General features: G+C 43.2%; 13 protein-coding genes and 1 pseudogene. 13 read left to right on the top strand and 1 reads right to left on the bottom strand.

Going from position 1 to position 16,332, the window contains the following annotated elements; all coding sequences use genetic code 11:
- Positions 1 to 43: 43 nt before the first annotated feature.
- Entirely contained in the window at positions 44 to 1,750 is a 1,707-nt protein-coding gene (locus KS242_RS07690; protein ID WP_217323791.1) for an Rqc2 family fibronectin-binding protein, read from the bottom strand.
- 88 nt (positions 1,751 to 1,838) lie between these two features.
- On the opposite strand from KS242_RS07690, the gene KS242_RS07695 reads away from it, so the two are divergent.
- The 13 genes and pseudogenes from KS242_RS07695 to KS242_RS07755 all read left to right on the top strand — a co-directional run bounded on the left by KS242_RS07695 (position 1,839) and on the right by KS242_RS07755 (position 16,331).
- The gene (locus KS242_RS07695; protein WP_217323792.1) at positions 1,839 to 4,487 is read left to right on the top strand and encodes a cation-translocating P-type ATPase; all 2,649 of its coding nucleotides are present in this window, start codon (positions 1,839 to 1,841) and stop codon (positions 4,485 to 4,487) included.
- A gap of 344 nt (positions 4,488 to 4,831) precedes the next feature.
- The gene (locus tag KS242_RS07700; RefSeq protein WP_217323793.1) at positions 4,832 to 5,290 is read left to right on the top strand and encodes an NUDIX hydrolase; all 459 of its coding nucleotides are present in this window, start codon (positions 4,832 to 4,834) and stop codon (positions 5,288 to 5,290) included.
- A gap of 169 nt (positions 5,291 to 5,459) precedes the next feature.
- Positions 5,460 to 6,325, top strand: a pseudogene (locus tag KS242_RS07705) (DUF2332 domain-containing protein).
- Between the two features lie 188 nt (positions 6,326 to 6,513).
- Positions 6,514 to 7,038, top strand: coding sequence for a GNAT family N-acetyltransferase (locus tag KS242_RS07710; protein WP_217323794.1), 525 nt, complete (start codon positions 6,514 to 6,516; stop codon positions 7,036 to 7,038).
- Positions 7,039 to 7,369: 331 nt separating this feature from the next.
- Positions 7,370 to 8,248 carry a YicC/YloC family endoribonuclease gene (locus tag KS242_RS07715; protein WP_217323795.1) on the top strand — a complete coding sequence of 293 codons (879 nt, stop codon included), beginning with the start codon at positions 7,370 to 7,372 and terminating at the stop codon, positions 8,246 to 8,248.
- Positions 8,249 to 8,412: 164 nt separating this feature from the next.
- Positions 8,413 to 8,673 carry an extracellular matrix/biofilm regulator RemA gene (gene remA, locus KS242_RS07720; protein ID WP_038560050.1) on the top strand — a complete coding sequence of 87 codons (261 nt, stop codon included), beginning with the start codon at positions 8,413 to 8,415 and terminating at the stop codon, positions 8,671 to 8,673.
- 14 nt (positions 8,674 to 8,687) lie between these two features.
- Entirely contained in the window at positions 8,688 to 9,302 is a 615-nt protein-coding gene (gene gmk / locus KS242_RS07725) for a guanylate kinase (protein ID WP_097040342.1), read from the top strand.
- A gap of 1 nt (position 9,303) precedes the next feature.
- Positions 9,304 to 9,501, top strand: coding sequence for a DNA-directed RNA polymerase subunit omega (gene rpoZ, locus KS242_RS07730; protein WP_371747610.1), 198 nt, complete (start codon positions 9,304 to 9,306; stop codon positions 9,499 to 9,501).
- A 98-nt stretch (positions 9,502 to 9,599) separates the two neighbouring features.
- Positions 9,600 to 10,817 carry a bifunctional phosphopantothenoylcysteine decarboxylase/phosphopantothenate--cysteine ligase CoaBC gene (gene coaBC / locus KS242_RS07735; protein ID WP_217323796.1) on the top strand — a complete coding sequence of 406 codons (1,218 nt, stop codon included), beginning with the start codon at positions 9,600 to 9,602 and terminating at the stop codon, positions 10,815 to 10,817.
- Entirely contained in the window at positions 10,814 to 13,216 is a 2,403-nt protein-coding gene (gene priA / locus KS242_RS07740) for a primosomal protein N' (protein WP_217323797.1), read from the top strand. Before coaBC ends, priA begins: the two co-directional genes overlap by 4 nt.
- An 18-nt stretch (positions 13,217 to 13,234) precedes the next feature.
- Positions 13,235 to 14,185 carry a methionyl-tRNA formyltransferase gene (gene fmt / locus KS242_RS07745; RefSeq protein ID WP_217323798.1) on the top strand — a complete coding sequence of 317 codons (951 nt, stop codon included), beginning with the start codon at positions 13,235 to 13,237 and terminating at the stop codon, positions 14,183 to 14,185.
- Positions 14,172 to 15,515, top strand: coding sequence for a 16S rRNA (cytosine(967)-C(5))-methyltransferase RsmB (gene rsmB / locus KS242_RS07750; protein WP_217323799.1), 1,344 nt, complete (start codon positions 14,172 to 14,174; stop codon positions 15,513 to 15,515). Before fmt ends, rsmB begins: the two co-directional genes overlap by 14 nt.
- A gap of 60 nt (positions 15,516 to 15,575) precedes the next feature.
- A complete protein-coding gene (locus KS242_RS07755; protein ID WP_217323800.1) occupies positions 15,576 to 16,331 on the top strand; it encodes a Stp1/IreP family PP2C-type Ser/Thr phosphatase in 756 nt (251 codons plus the stop codon).
- Position 16,332 lies beyond the last annotated feature (1 nt).

Genomic DNA, 16,332 nt, shown 5'->3' on the forward strand with positions numbered 1-16,332 from the left:
AGTCAAAAGCACTATTAATTGTGTGTCTTGCAAGTATACTGCTTTATTTCACAGCTAACTTTTTCACTAAGCTTTCTTCTGGTGTCACGTACAAAGTTTTTTGCTGGTCATACGTTACAAAACCTGGCTTGGCGCCATTTGGCTTTTTGACATGACGTATAAGCGTATAATCTACTGGTACGGAAGAGGATAGTCTGGACTTACTGAACCAAGCTGCTAATTTAGCTGCTTCTTCTAATGTTTCTTCAGAAGGTTTGCTTGATCGGATGATGACGTGGGATCCCGGAATATCCTTTGTATGCAGCCATGTATCTTGTTTGTGCGCAAGCTTCATCGTCAAGTATTCATTCTGCTTGTTGTTATGTCCGACCAGAATGGCCGTGCCGTCTGTTGCGGTATATGACTCTGGTGTTGGCAAGTTCGGCTTTTTGTTTTTCTTTTGCTGTGTTTTAGCTTTCAAGTAGCCTTGCTCACGCAGTTCCTCACGAATCTCCTCAACATCCTGCTCTCGCGCACCTTCCACTTGCTGGACGAGCTGATCTAGATAGTCGATTTCCGCATTTGTTTTCTCTAGCTCCTGCTCTACCATCGTACGTGACTTTTTCAATTTATTGTATTGCTTGAAATAGCTTTGTGCATTTTCGCTAGGTGTTTTGTTTGGATTCAGCTTAATACTTACCTGACTTTGGTCTGGATCGTAATAATCCGTGACGACAGCTTCAGTATCACCTTGCTTGATTTGGTGCATATGTGCTGTCAGCAGCTCACCATTTCGCTGGTACGTATCCGCTTCTTCGGATTTTTTTAACGTATTCTCATGAATGGTAAGCTTTCGGATATTCTTTTCCCGTTCATTTTTCAAGAAACGAATCAAGTCACCTGCTTGCTGTTTCACGCGGTCGCGCTCTGCTTTCCCGGAATAAAACGCATCGATGAGTGAGCTCATCGTATCGTAATGTTCCCGAGTCCCTTCAATAGAGGATAAATCCATTACATAGAAATCCTCTTTTTTGCCTTTGAAGTACGTAGGCTCGTAGCTGTCTTGTTTCATTTTATCAATGAAAGCGGAAAACGCAGCTGCATAAGCTTCCTTATCTCCCATATAAGCTTGTTCCGCGAGTTCGCCTGCTAAAGCAGGAGATACACCTTGCAGCAGGTTTAAGATCTGCTTGTGCATACGGCCGCTATTGAAATCGAGCTTGCGAGCAAAGTCAGCTGGATCCAGTGTAAATGGATTCAGCTTCTCCTGACTTGGCGGCAGCTTGTACGTTTGCCCTGGGAGAATCGTACGGTGCCGGTTCACACTTGCGGAGATATGCTTAATGCTGTCGATAATCATATCTGTTTCATTATCTACCAGCATAATATTGCTGTGTTTACCCATGACTTCCATAATAATACGCTTAGAAGTTTTGTCACCGAGTTCATCTTTACTAATAAAGGTTAGCTGGATGATACGCTCGTTTTCAAATTGCTCTACTTTCTCTAAAAATCCACCTGCCAGATGCTTGCGGAGCAACATACAGAACATCGGAGGATTTTGCGGGTTTTGGTAGGTATCATCTGTTATGTGCACGCGTGCGTAACTAGGGTGCGCCGATAATAATAGGGCGTGATTCTTCCCTTGACTGCGGAAAGTAAGCACGATCTCCGTATCAGTCGGCTGGTATATTTTCGATAGTCGGCCAGTTGATAATGTATGATCCAATTCTCTAGCCATCGCTCTTGTTACTATTCCATCAAATGCCATGGTTTCACCTCATTCTCTGCTAGTATAGCATTTTATCGGACAAGCACGCATACATTTACACTAGAAATAAGAGGTGGAGGTATGCAACGTGCGATGGTATCAATTTTCTGCAGAGGAAACAGCCAAGAAGACAGGATCTAATCCAGAGAAAGGCCTGGCTTCAAAAGAAGTCACACAGCGGCTGAAGCGGGACGGAAGAAATGAGTGGAAAGAAGAGAAAAGCGTATCTCAGCTGGCGTTATTTCTTGGACAATTCAAAGACTTCATGGTCCTGGTGCTTCTTGCTGCTACTGTTATATCAGGAATATTAGGCGAATACATCGATAGCATCGCTATTTTGCTCATCGTCTTTTTAAATGCGCTGATTGGATTCTTTCAAGAAAGAAATGCCGAGAAATCACTCAGCAAGTTAAAAGAGTTAAATGCGCCATTGGCACGTGTGCTGCGAGACGGTCAATGGACCAGGGTGCCTTCCGCGGAACTGGTCATGGGAGATATCGTCTCCCTGACAGCAGGTGATCGGGTGCCTGCTGACTTGCGTTTAATTGCTGTAACGAGTCTGGAGACAGAAGAATCCGCACTAACCGGCGAATCACTGCCCGTAGCTAAAATGACAGAGCCATTGAACAGAGAAAAGCTTGGTCCGCAAGATCAGGTGAATATTGCGTTTATGAGCTCCCTCGTTACGCGAGGCAACGGAACAGGCATTGTTATCGGTACCGGCTCGAACACAGCTGTCGGACAAATTGCAGAACTGCTAATTGATACAAAGCGCAAACAAACACCGCTAGAAAAAAGATTAGAGAAACTTGGTAAGATACTAATTGTTATTGCTTTGCTTTTGACGGCATTAACAGTACTTGCTGGGGTGTACCGCGGCAATCCGCTTTATGACATGCTGCTTGCTGGAGTGTCGCTTGCGGTTGCTGTTATACCAGAAGGTCTTCCGGCTATCGTGACCGTAGCACTTTCTCTCGGCGTGCAGCGTATGATCAAACAAAAAGCCATCGTCAGAAGACTGTCAGCGGTCGAAACGCTTGGTTCAGCAACCGTTATATGTTCCGATAAAACCGGAACACTGACAGAAAACCAAATGACAGTAAAAGAAATATTCCTGGGTGGAAACAGCTATACGGTAACCGGCAGCGGGTACGATCCATCTGGTGGATTTTATCGGGACGAAAAGGAATCAACGGATAAAGCACTTATCCGCTTTCTTCGCTACGGTGTTCTTGCTAGCCATGCAAAAATGATTCGTAAAAAGAAACGCTGGCTCATTGACGGTGATCCGACGGAGGGTGCGCTCGTTGTTGCCGGAAAAAAAGCCGGTCTGGATGCTGATAAACTGACAGATTATGAAGTCGTGCATGAAGTACCATTCGATAGTAAACGGAAGCGCATGACCGTCCTCATCCGAACGCCAGAAGGAAAGCTGGTCGCCATAACCAAGGGAGCGCCGGATGTTTTAATTGATAAAGCTGTTTATGAGGAAGTAGACTCCAATAAGAAGCCGCTTGCTGCGAAAGATAAAAAAGTGCTGTACGAGGCCGTCGATCAGATGGCAGCGAAAGCATTGCGCACAATTGCGGTTTGTATCCGTGAATTTCCAGCTGGGTATGAACCAAAAGAAGAAGAATTAGAGCAGAACATGACATTCGTCGGGCTCAATGGTTTGATTGATCCGCCACGTCAAGAAGCGATGGATGCGATCATTGATTGCCGAGAAGCAGGCATCAAGACAGTTATGATCACTGGTGATCATGTGAAGACGGCAGCAGCCATCGCCAAGATGCTCCATATCTTGCCGGCTGGCGGGAAAGTAGTGGAAGGAAGAGATCTGGATCGTATGTCAGATGAAGAATTGCGTGATGAAGTGGATAGCATGTATGTCTTCGCGCGTGTGACACCGGAACATAAGCTGCGAATTGTACAAGCATTGCAGCATGTGGGGCATATTGTTGCCATGACAGGCGATGGTGTGAATGACGCACCAGCTATCAAAGCAAGTGACATCGGCATCAGCATGGGCATCACAGGCACAGATGTTGCCAAAGAGGCAAGTGGACTTGTGCTAATGGACGATAACTTTGCCACGATTAAAGCAGCAATTAAGGAAGGCAGAACCATTTATTCGAATATCCGTAAGTTTGTCCGTTATTTACTAGCCTCGAATGTCGGTGAAATACTTGTCATGCTGTTTGCCATGATCTTAGCTTTGCCTATGCCGCTCGTCCCAATTCAAATTCTTTGGGTGAACTTGGTGACTGATGGGCTGCCAGCCATTGCTCTAGGAATGGACAAAGCAGAAGATGAAGTAATGAAACAAAAGCCGCGTCATCCGAATGAAGGCATATTTGCCCGCGGACTTGGCACAAAAATCGTCACACGTGGTATCTTGATCGGCTCGGTCACCATTATTGCTTTCATGCTTATGTACCAAGGTGATCCAGACAATCTTATTTATGCCCAAACAACAGCATTCACAACGCTCGTAATGGCCCAGCTCATTCACGTTTTTGACTGCCGCAGTGAGAAATCAGTATTTGCCCGCAATCCGCTCGGCAACATCTGGCTTATCGGTGCCGTTCTTATATCGATGATTCTCCTGCTCGCTGTTATTTATATCACACCACTGCAGCCGATTTTCCATACAACAGACATCCTGCTTCGAGACTGGCTGTTGATTATAGGATTAAGTGCTGTGCCGACCGTGCTGTTTGGGTTTATAAAGAAATAGTAAGAAGATATAATTACTCCTTTTAAGAAGATCCGGGCTATGATGATATAGGTCGGATTTTTATTTTGAGTACTTTACACCATTCATAAAGTAATAAGCCTGACAACCTTAATTGCACCCGACACTCATTAAGGTTTTTGGTCAACCCATTGAAAAAGAGAAAGAAACAGAAACATGGAATAGTTTAAACTAGAATATGATGATTTATTAATAATTAAAGCTTATTAAGGTATCTGCTCTAGCATTGGACACCCTTATCATAACTCTAAGTTTTTAACTGAAGAACTGAATTAGGAAAAACGTTTAGCGTTAAATAATTAAATAGATTCGGAAGAGGTGAAAGTATGGATTATATTAAATGGATTAGAGAAAAAGTTGGTCAGGAAAGAATCTTTTTAAATTTTGCTGGTGGTTGTATCGAAAACGAATATGGAGAAATACTGCTGCAAAAAAGGAAAGATAAGGAGAAATGGGGTTTTCCAGGTGGTGCTATGGATATTGGAGAATCAGTAGAAGAGACTGTAATTAGAGAAGTAAAAGAAGAGACTGGATTAGATGTTAAAGTCGATAAGTTAATTGGTATCTATACAAAATACTTTGATGAGTATCCTAGTGGTGATAAAGCTCAAACAGTTGTATTCTTTTTCAAGTTACAGGCTATAGATGGGTCATTAAACATCGAAGACGATGAAACATTGGATTTAAGATTCTTTTCACCTGATAAGATTCCACCGCTGGTTAATAAACAGCACGAAGACGCTTTAAAAGATTACCTTAGTAAACAAGAAATCTTTATCAGGTAGGATGAGATTTAGTTATAGTCAATCCAAAAGGGTTTTATGGAAAATGTCGAATAATATAATAATGATTAACAAGGGGTGATGTTACTTGGTCAGTAGTGATATTCTGTCGAAGACTTTCCTGACGTTTGCTGAAAGAGAATGTAAAGGTTCTAGCTTATTGTACGACTATTTGTCCAGAGAGATTACAAGAGATGATGATATACTCAACATTTGCAGTAATGCACGAGCAGGGCAGCCTGTTCCTAATCTTCTATTTGGTGCTGTACACTATCTCTTACTAAGGGGGAAGGAGCACCAATTAAATCAGTATTACCAAGCATTGTGGATAAACCGAAAATATACACTGAATCATTCGGGTATTTTAAAGAGTTTTGCATCAAATATCGAATGGAAATTGAGTGGATTATTAAAGTTAGACTTGTCCAAACAAACGAAGTACGAAGGTGCGCATACCTTTATCCGGCATTTTGTGCAATTTACGAGAAAGCAAAAAAACCATTAGCACTTGTCGAAATTGGCACGAGCGCAGGGTTACGGCTTTTTTGGAATAATTACTCTTATTCATGCGGAGATAATCACAGATATGGAGAAAAAGAGTCTAGATTTACTATCTCATCAGAAATAAAAGGAGAAAATATTCCAAAACTCCATTCGGCATCTCCGCCAGTCTCCACAAGAATTGGTTTAGACTTAAATATAGTAGATTTAAAAAATGAGGAAGAGTACTTATGGCTAAAATCTTTGATATGGCCTGAACATAAAGAGAGGTTATTTATGTTTGAAGAAGCTGCAAATTATGAAGGAAAAATCAATCCATCTGATAGAGGAGATGGAATAAACTTATTGCAAGAATATGCTGAAAATATACCAGATAATAATGCACTTTGTATATTTCATACGCATGTTGCTAATCAAATACCAGTTGGAAGGAGAAAACAACTATTAAAAACTGTCGAAGCAATAGGTAAGGATAGAATGTCTTCCATGTTTACAATAACATTCAAGATAGATTTTTACATATGGATTATTATATAGATGGTATTGAGAGTCAAAATACTATTGCAGAAACCGATGGACATGGTAGATGGTTTGAATGGTTCCGATAACGTAATCTGTCAATTACTCAGTAAGCAGATATAACTTCATAGTGGATGAAAATATGATAGGGCGTTAGAGTGTAATGAAAATCTTGGACTTTGAAAAGGATAGAGGGAGATAATACAATGATTAAGGGAAAATCTGTGTATTTAAGGCCTATTAAAGATGAAGATTTAGAAAGTATCTATAAATCATGTCAGGATGAAGAGTTTCTTTTTATGACTGGGACTCGAAAAACGTTTACATTGGATGAAATCATCAAAAGTTATAAACAATTTAGCGAAGACCCTACGCGTTATGATTTTGCCATATGTTTATTAAGTAAAAATGAGGTAATAGGTGATTTGGCTATACTAGATGTAGATAAAGTCAATCGAAAAGCAGGTTTTAGAATATCGTTACATAATAAAAGTATTATAAATAAAGGTTATGGTACTGAAGCAACTAAGCTTGCACAAAAATTCACTTTCGAAGAACTTAAACTTAATCGTTTGGAATTAGAAGTATTCTCACATAACACTCGAGGTATAAAAGCGTATAAAAAAGCGGGGTTTAAAAAAGAAGGAGTGTTAAGGCAATCCCTATTTATGAACGGTACATACTCTGATGAAATCTTTATGGGTATGCTTCAAGAAGAGTATTATAAATAAAGAGTGATCGATACTTATATGATTTTGTTGTGAAGAATCTAATGGAAGATGGCTGCATCAGTATCACATTTTCACCTGAGTTAGTATCAAATTATGTTAATGTTCAGCTAAACTTTAATACGGAATGAAGTAGGAAAGATAATTGTCTACTTCTCCAAAAATCAACTTACATATGATTTATAATCGGGTGTATTAGAGTGTATTTATCATTTCTGTTTTCATACTTGCCAGCCAAATTATTACATACCTTCTCTCCCCTCCCAGCTCTCAAACACGACAAACACCCTCACATTTGATAAACTATAAATACCACGAAACCGGAGGGGTTTTCTTGACAAAAAGTATGACAGGTTATGGCAGAAGTACAGCTTCAGGGAACAGCCTTACCGTCACAGCAGAAGTAAAGAGTGTCAATTCCAGATACTTAGACATTAAATATAAGCTTCCAAAAATGGCTGCCTCCTTGGAACATAGTCTTAAAGACCAGCTGCAGCAGGTTGTTAGCAGAGGAAAGCTTGAACTTACAGTAGATATCGATGGGGAAGGACTGCGTAACAGGGAAATCTCTATTGACTGGGAATTAGCCGAGACATATATGGATAAGCTGAAAGCAATACGCAATGCTTTTGGAATGCGCGGGGACATTACCATTGATACACTTCTGGCGCAATCATCCGACATCTTGCTGGAAGAAAAACAGCCGGAGCTTACAGAACTGCCTGACTTGGTCACCGAGGCGGTGCAAGGTGCGTTGCAATTGTTTATCGAGATGCGGTCAGCTGAAGGAGCAGCACTCGCGAAAGATATCCGAAACCGAATCGTCGGATTACAGTCGATGCTGCAGGAGCTTAAGGCGTTGCGGCCGCAAGTAATGCTGGCCTATAAAAACCGGGTGGAAGAGCGGATCAATCATTATGTAGACGGCGGGCTGCCGGAAAACAGCCGCTTGTATCAGGAAATAGCCTTATTAGCTGAAAAAGGTGACATTACGGAAGAAATTATCCGGTTAGAAAGTCATGTAGAACAGCTGCACAATAATCTCGATAAAGAAGGTCCGATTGGAAGAACGTGTGATTTCATTTTGCAAGAAATGCAGCGGGAAGCCAACACCATTGGTTCAAAGTCAACAGATGCTTCCATTAGTGTGATTGTTGTGAGCATGAAATCGGAGCTGGAGAAAATAAAAGAGCAAGTGCAAAATATAGAATAGTGTTGAGTTTATTATTAAGTATAATTATAATGTATAAGATATAGTTTATTTGATGATAAAGGTATAATGATGATAAATCCTTTTTTATGCAGAGCGGTTTACATACATTATCGAAATTTTTGAAAGCCGTTCAACAGAGCAGTACAGCAAGGGGGAGAAGCAAGATGAGCTTACGATTGATTAACATCGGTTTCGGGAATGTCGTTTCCGCAACCAGAATAATCTCTATAGTTTCTCCTGAATCGGCTCCCATCAAACGAATCATTACGGTTGCCCGTGATGCAAACAAACTGGTGGATGCTACTTACGGAAGGCGCACAAGAGCTGTCATCATCACGGATAGTGATCACGTCATTCTTTCAGCAGTACAGCCGGAAACAGTAGGACAGCGTGTCCTGCGTGACGATGAACTATCTGAGGAATAGCTAGGAGGAAGCACATGATTGAACAGAAAGGAATTCTTTTCATCCTGTCCGGCCCATCAGGTGTCGGTAAAGGGACGGTAAGAAAGGCATTATTTGAACAGGATACACATTTGCGTTACTCGATCAGCATGACGACTCGTAATATGCGTCCGGGAGAACAAGATGGAGTAGACTATTTCTATAAATCAAAGGAAGAATTCGAGCGTTTGATTACGCAGAATAAGCTTTTGGAATACGCGAGCTATGTCGACAATTATTATGGCACACCGCGTGATTATGTAGAAGAAACGTTAGAAGCGGGTCATGATGTCTTCTTGGAGATTGAAGTACAGGGAGCATTGCAAGTGAAAGAGAACTTCCCGCAAGGTGTTTTCATTTTCCTTATCCCGCCAAGCCTGGAGGAATTAAAAAATCGTATCGTTGGCCGCGGCACGGAGACGCCAGATTTGGTGAAAAACCGTTTGAATGCAGCCCGCGACGAAATTGAGATGATGGATGCATATGATTACGTGGTTGTGAATGACCAGCTTGATCATGCTGTTTCAAAGATTCAATCAATCGTGCAAGGCGAGCATTGCAAGCGAGAGCGTGTTGCCAAAGAATACAAGAAAGCATTGGAGGTAAACTAATATGATGTTAGAACCGTCTATTGACAAATTGCAGGAAAAAATCAACTCTAAATACACACTGGTTACGTTATCATCACAGCGTGCCCGTCAGATGCAGGTAACGAAAACGACGAAGATTGCGAATCCGAAATCGCATAAAACCGTTGGTATCGCACTTGAAGAGATTCAAGCTGATCTATTGGAATTCACAGAAGAATAAACGGTGAGGATGCCAGGCGCATCCGATTGAGATGCCCTCGCGTTGGTGAAGACCAAGCGGGGGTTTCTTTCTTATTGTAATCAGGAGGGGAAAACGTAATGAATTTAGCTGGCAAGACGATTTGTCTAGGGGTTTCCGGCGGAATCGCGGCTTATAAAGCATGTGCGCTGACAAGCAAATTAACACAAAAAGGTGCCGATGTTCACGTTATTATGACACAGCACGCAGCAGAATTTGTGTCGCCGCTCACATTCCAGGCATTATCCCGCAACCCTGTTTATACAGATACATTTGACGAAAAGCATCCGGAAAAGATCGCTCACATTGATTTAGCAGACAAAGCAGATTTGTTCTTGCTTGCACCGGCTACGGCCAATTTGATCGGCAAAATTGCCGGTGGGATTGCAGATGAGATGCTCACCACAACATTACTTGCAACAGAGGCACCAGTTTATATTGCACCAGCCATGAATGTACATATGTATGCCCATCCTGCTGTGATTCGTAATATGCAGCAGCTCGATGCATGGGGATATCGCTTTATTGAGCCAGAAGCTGGCTATTTGGCATGCGGATATGTTGGAAAAGGACGATTAGAAGAGCCGGAATCAATTATACGAATCTTAGAAGAACAAGCAGAACAAGCAGAACAAGCGCAAGACCTTGCTGGAAAGCGTGTGTTGGTGACTGCCGGTCCGACACAGGAGACGGTCGATCCCGTTCGTTTCTTTACCAATCATTCGTCCGGTAAGATGGGCTATAGCATAGCGGAAGCTGCCGCCAAACGAGGTGCTGCCGTAACGTTAGTAAGTGGTCCGACACAGCTGACAGCGCCTGCCGGTGTGAAAAAAGTAGATGTTGTCAGTGCTGATGATATGCTGCAGGCAGTGCTGTCTGTTTATGATGAGCAGGATATTGTTATCAAATCGGCAGCGGTAGCGGATTATCGTCCCGTTCAGACTTCAGACAAGAAAATGAAAAAGCAAGCTGGTAATCTGGTTATAGAGATGGAACGGACAACAGACATTTTGTTAACACTTGGACAGCGGAAACAGCATCAGTTCCTTGTCGGGTTTGCCGCAGAGACAGAGGATGCAATTACGTATGGTCTTGGAAAACTGGAGCGAAAGCACTTGGACGCAATTTGTGTGAATACAGTAGGAAAAGACGGAGCTGGATTCCAATCAGATACCAATGAAGTAACGTATCTCAACAAGGAAGGTAAGCAACAGCATTTTCCTTCCAATACAAAACAGCAAATTGCTCATCAAATTCTAAACGAAATTTTGGCCGACATGGAGGCAGATGAAGTATGAATATCGCGAAGGTTGTCGTGGACGTCCCGGCTAGTCAGACCGATCGTGTCTATGATTATCTGATTCCAGCAAAGCTGATGGATGTCCTGCAGCCGGGGATGCGTGTGATTGTTCCATTCGGCAACCGCCGTATTATGGGATTTGTTTTGCAAATCAGTAATAGTACCGAAGTGGACAAGCTAAAGGAAATACAGGAAACGATGGATTTACTACCAGCACTGACTCCGGAATTGCTTGATTTAGGTGTATGGATGGGCGAGAGAACATTGAGCTTTCACATTACTGCCCTGCAAGCGATGCTGCCGCAGGCGATGAAGGCGACATATAAAAAAATACTGGTTAAGACTGGAGACATACCAGTCGAGCTGCAGTCGGTATTTTCAAAAGATAACACAGCTTTATTTGAACAATTTGAGCAAAGCGGGGTCTCTTTTGCAATTCTGCAGCAAGCTATCAAAGCTGGACAGGTGGAGCTGCGCTATCAAGTTAACTCCAAGGAAACGAAAAAAACAGTCCGCATGCTTGATACAAAGAAAACGGTTGATGAGCTGCAAGAGGAACTCAGCAAGGTAAATCCACGGGCGATGAAGCAAAAGGCACTATTGGAGCATTTCATTGAAGAGCCTGGGCCGGTAGCACAAAAACAGCTGTTATCAATTTACCAGACGACAGCTTCCACTCTAAAGCCGCTACTAGATGCAGATATCCTGCAGGCATATGATAAAGAAATAATGCGCGACCCGTACGAAGATAGAAAAATAGAGCCAACAACGCCATTGGAATTGTCTGATTCGCAAGCTCAAGCACTCCAGCCGATATTAGAAAGTATTTCGACGGAAAAGCATGATGTTTTTCTTTTGCACGGCGTTACCGGAAGCGGCAAAACGGAAGTATACTTACAGGCAATTCAGCAAGTGCTGGACAAAGGACAAGAAGCAATTGTACTTGTACCTGAGATTGCCCTCACGCCGCAGACTGTGAATCGTTTTAAAGGGCGGTTTGGTTCTGATGTTGCCGTGCTGCACAGCGCATTGTCAGCAGGTGAAAAATATGATGAGTGGCGTAAGATTCAACGTAAGACAGTGAAAGTTGCTGTGGGAGCCAGATCGGCAATATTCGCCCCATTTGAGAATTTGGGCATTATTATAATTGATGAAGAGCATGAAACGAGTTACAAGCAAGAAGATCATCCTAAATATCATGCTCGAGATATTGCCATTTTCCGCGGCAAGTATCATCACGCACCTATCGTTCTTGGAAGTGCAACACCTTCGCTTGAGTCTTATGCCAGAGCAGAAAAAGGCGTCTACCAAATGCTCGAACTTCCTGAGCGGGTAAACGATGCAAGTATGCCGGATTATCAAATCATCGACATGCGCGATGAATTGCATGCAGGAAACAGGTCCATCTTTTCTCGCGAACTGCTGGATCAAATGAAAGAACGAATTCGTAAAAAGGAACAAACAGTGCTGTTTTTAAACCGACGCGGTTACAGCACCTTTGTTATGTGCCGCGATTGCGGTCATACAGTTGAATGTCCGCACTGCGATATTACGCTAACATATCATCGAAGCAGTGAGCAGCTGAAGTGCCATTATTGCGGTTATGAAGAACCTGTTCCCCATTTTTGTCCATCCTGCGAAAGTGATACAATTCGCTATTTTGGTACAGGGACCCAAAAAGTCGAAGAAACGTTAACACAGCTTTTGCCGGAAGCGCGTGTCATCCGAATGGACGTGGATACGACAAGAAGGAAGGGCTCCCACGAAAAACTGCTCGGTGCATTCGGCAGAGGAGAAGCTGATATTTTGCTCGGTACCCAAATGATTGCAAAAGGCTTGGATTTTGAACGCGTAACACTAGTTGGTGTTTTAGCGGCTGATTCCATGCTGCATTTGCCTGATTTTCGTGCTGCGGAGAAAACGTTCCAGCTGCTCACCCAGGTAAGCGGACGTGCTGGCAGGCATACGCTTCCAGGAGAAGTAATTATTCAGACATACTCACCAGAGCATTACAGTGTGGAGCTTGCAGCTTCAGGTGATTACCGGCCGTTTTTCCAGACGGAAATGCAAACGCGCAGGGTGTTTCAATATCCGCCTTATTATTACTTGGCACTGCTGACAATCAGCCATCAAAACCAGGTGAAAGCTATGCAGACAACACAGACAATCGTCCAGCTGCTGCAGAAGCATTTATCTGACCAAGTAAGAATATTAGGGCCTACTCCCTCTCCACTGGCGCGAATCAAAGATAGATATCGCTTCCAGTGCATGATAAAATACAAAAACGAACCGAACCTTCGTGATGTAATCCGGAGAATTCTCCATTATTACGAAGATGCACGGAAAAAAGAAGATTTGCAAATACATGTTGATTTACAGCCGTATTCGCTCATGTAAGAAAGGAGCTATTTTTAAATGAAACGCATAGTATTCATGGGTACACCAGATTTCGCTGTACCATCACTAAAACAACTGACAGAGGAGGATTGCGAGGTAGTCTTGGTTGTCACACAGCCAGACCGTCCGAAAGGCCGCAAAAGAGTACTAACAAGTTCCCCTGTTAAAGAGGAAGCATTAAAGCACGGTATTCCAGTTTACCAGCCGGAAAAAATTAAAGAAAGCTATGAAGAAATTTTCTCCTACAAGCCGGATTTAATAGTGACAGCTGCGTTTGGACAGATTTTGCCAAAAGAGCTGCTTGATTATCCGAAATATGGCTGTATCAATGTGCACGCATCACTATTGCCAGAACTGCGCGGCGGAGCGCCGATTCACTATGCTATTCAGCAAGGAAAAGCAGAGACTGGCGTGACAATTATGTATATGGTAGAGAAATTGGATGCAGGGGACATGCTGCTTCAACGATCTGTTCCAATTACAATGGAAGATCACGTCGGCACGATGCATGACAAATTAGCTGTATTAGGAGCAGAGATGGTGCATGCTATTCTGCCCGACATCTTCGCCAATTCAGTAAAACCGATTCAGCAGGACGAAACTCAAGTTACCTTTGCGCCAACAATCAAGCGAGAGCAGGAAGTAATTGATTGGAATCGTTCGAACTGGGAGGTTTTCAATCATATTCGCGGTATGCACCCTTGGCCGGTAGCATTTACGACGTACCAAGACAAGCCTTTTAAAATTTGGTGGAGTGAATTGCTTGAGCAGAAGTACGAAGGGGAACCTGGGCAAATCGCAGCTTGTGAACAAGATGGTATTGTTGTCATCTGTGCGGAGAACACGGCTGTTAAATTAACACAAGTACAGCCAGCAGGAAAGAAACAAATGACAGCAGCAGATTTCCTGCGCGGTGTAGGTAAAGAAATGCAAGCTGGAGAAAGGTTGGGCCAGAATGAAGAAGTATGAATTACGTGATACGGCAGTCACCCTGCTTTCTCGCATCGGAGATCAAGGAGGGTACAGCCACCTGCTGCTTGATAAGACAATTCAAACGAAAGGTTTTGACAGCCGGGATACAGCGCTGTTAACCGAAATCGTATATGGAACTTTGTCTTATAAATTGACGCTGGAATACTTTCTGCGCCAATTTGTTAACAAGAAATTAGAAAACTGGGCGCGCTGGCTGCTTTTGTCTGCCTTTTATCAGATGTATATATTAGATCGTGTGCCTGACCATGCGGTTATCCATGAATCGGTAGAAATCGCTAAACAGCGCGGGCATAAAGGCATTGCCTCGCTTGTTAATGCTGTTCTGCGCAATGTGCAGCGAAAAGGATTCCCGAATCTAGATACGATACAAGATTCTGCTGAGCGGATTTCTTTGGAGACAAGCCATCCGAAATGGCTTGTGGAACGTTGGATTTCTCAGTATGGCGAGAAAACAGCGCGGGAAATGTGTGCAGTCAATCAAGTAGAAAAGCCAATAAGCGTCCGTGTGCAGCCGATGCTGACAACACGTGAGGCTGCCATGGAGGAGTTAACGTCACAAGGCTTTACAGTGCGTGCGTCGGCTATTAATCCACAAGGAATTATAATCGAAAAAGGAAATATCCTGAAAAGCGATCTGTTTTTGTCTAACCAAGTAACGATACAAGATCAAACAAGTATGCTCGCTGGTCAAATGGTTGATGCTGCACCTGGGATGATGGTGTTGGATGCTTGCAGCGCACCTGGCGGTAAAACGACGCATATTGCTGAAACGATGGAAAACGAAGGAAAGCTTCTTGCTTATGATCTGCATGCGAAGAAAGCGAAGCAGGTGAGTCAGAAAGCCGAAAAACTGAAGCTTACCATCATTGAAGCAAATCAAGCTGATGCTCGTCATTTGCAAGAGACACATGCACCAGAGACCTTTGACCGTATCTTGCTTGATGCTCCTTGTTCTGGTCTTGGTGTGTTACGCGGAAAACCGGATATCAAATATCACAAATCAGAGCAAGATGTCTTGTCACTTGCTTCTATCCAGGCTGAACTGCTGCATGACGTGGCGCCGCTTTTAAAAGTTGGAGGAAAACTTGTTTATAGTACGTGTACAGTTGACAAAGCTGAAAACGAGCAAGTGGTACAAACCTTCCTTGCCGAGCATCCAAACTATGAGGTTGATTCGGCCTTTCAGCAAGAATTGCCGGCAGTGGTACAAGATGCGCCTGGTCTAAGTTCAAATGGCTTACAAATATTCCCGCAAGATTTTGATACAGATGGCTTTTTCCTTGTACGTCTTGTTAGAAAAGCGTGAAAAATGTGGTAGGATAAATTTGGAGCAGCAAACAGACTGCATATAGATGAGGTGAGTAGCGTGAGAGGTTATTTCATTACCGACCGAGGTCAAATCAGAAGTCATAACGAAGATGCGGGCGGCGTATTCTCGAATGCCCATGCGCAGCATTTAGCTGTCATTGCCGATGGTATGGGCGGGCATAAAGCAGGCGATGTTGCCAGTGAGCTGGCTATATCACATTTACGACAGTGGTTTACGGGCGCAAGTGCGTTTGAATCTCCAAAGGAAGCAGAAGAAGCGATTCAGCAAGCCATCAAAGAAATTAATTTACATGTCTATGAAGAATCCCGTCAAAACGAAGAGTTGAGTGGGATGGGTACAACAATTGTTGCCGCCCTGTGCACAGATCATTTCGTTACGATTGCACATATTGGAGATAGTCGCTGCTATTTGCTGAATGAAGAAGGATTCAAGCAAGTGACGGAGGATCACTCTCTTGTTAATGAGCTCGTCCGATCTGGACAAATTACCGAACAAGACGCAGAAAACCATCCGCGGAAAAATGTCCTGCTTCGTGCACTTGGTACGGATCAGAATGTAGAGATGGATGTGCTTTCCATTACGTGGGATGCAGGTGATCGTCTGCTGCTATGCTCGGATGGTTTATCAAATAAACTGGACAAACAGGAGTTATTGCAATACCTCACATCGGAAGAAGATATGGAGAAAATCGCTTCTCAGCTTGTGTCTGTCGCTAATGATCGCGGCGGGGAGGATAATATCTCCTTAATAATTGCCGACTTGGCGGATGCACCAGTCCGAGAGGGGGCATAGC

Source organism: Terribacillus sp. DMT04, from assembly GCF_019056395.1.
GTDB classification, from domain to species: Bacteria; Bacillota; Bacilli; order Bacillales; family Amphibacillaceae; genus Terribacillus; species Terribacillus aidingensis_A.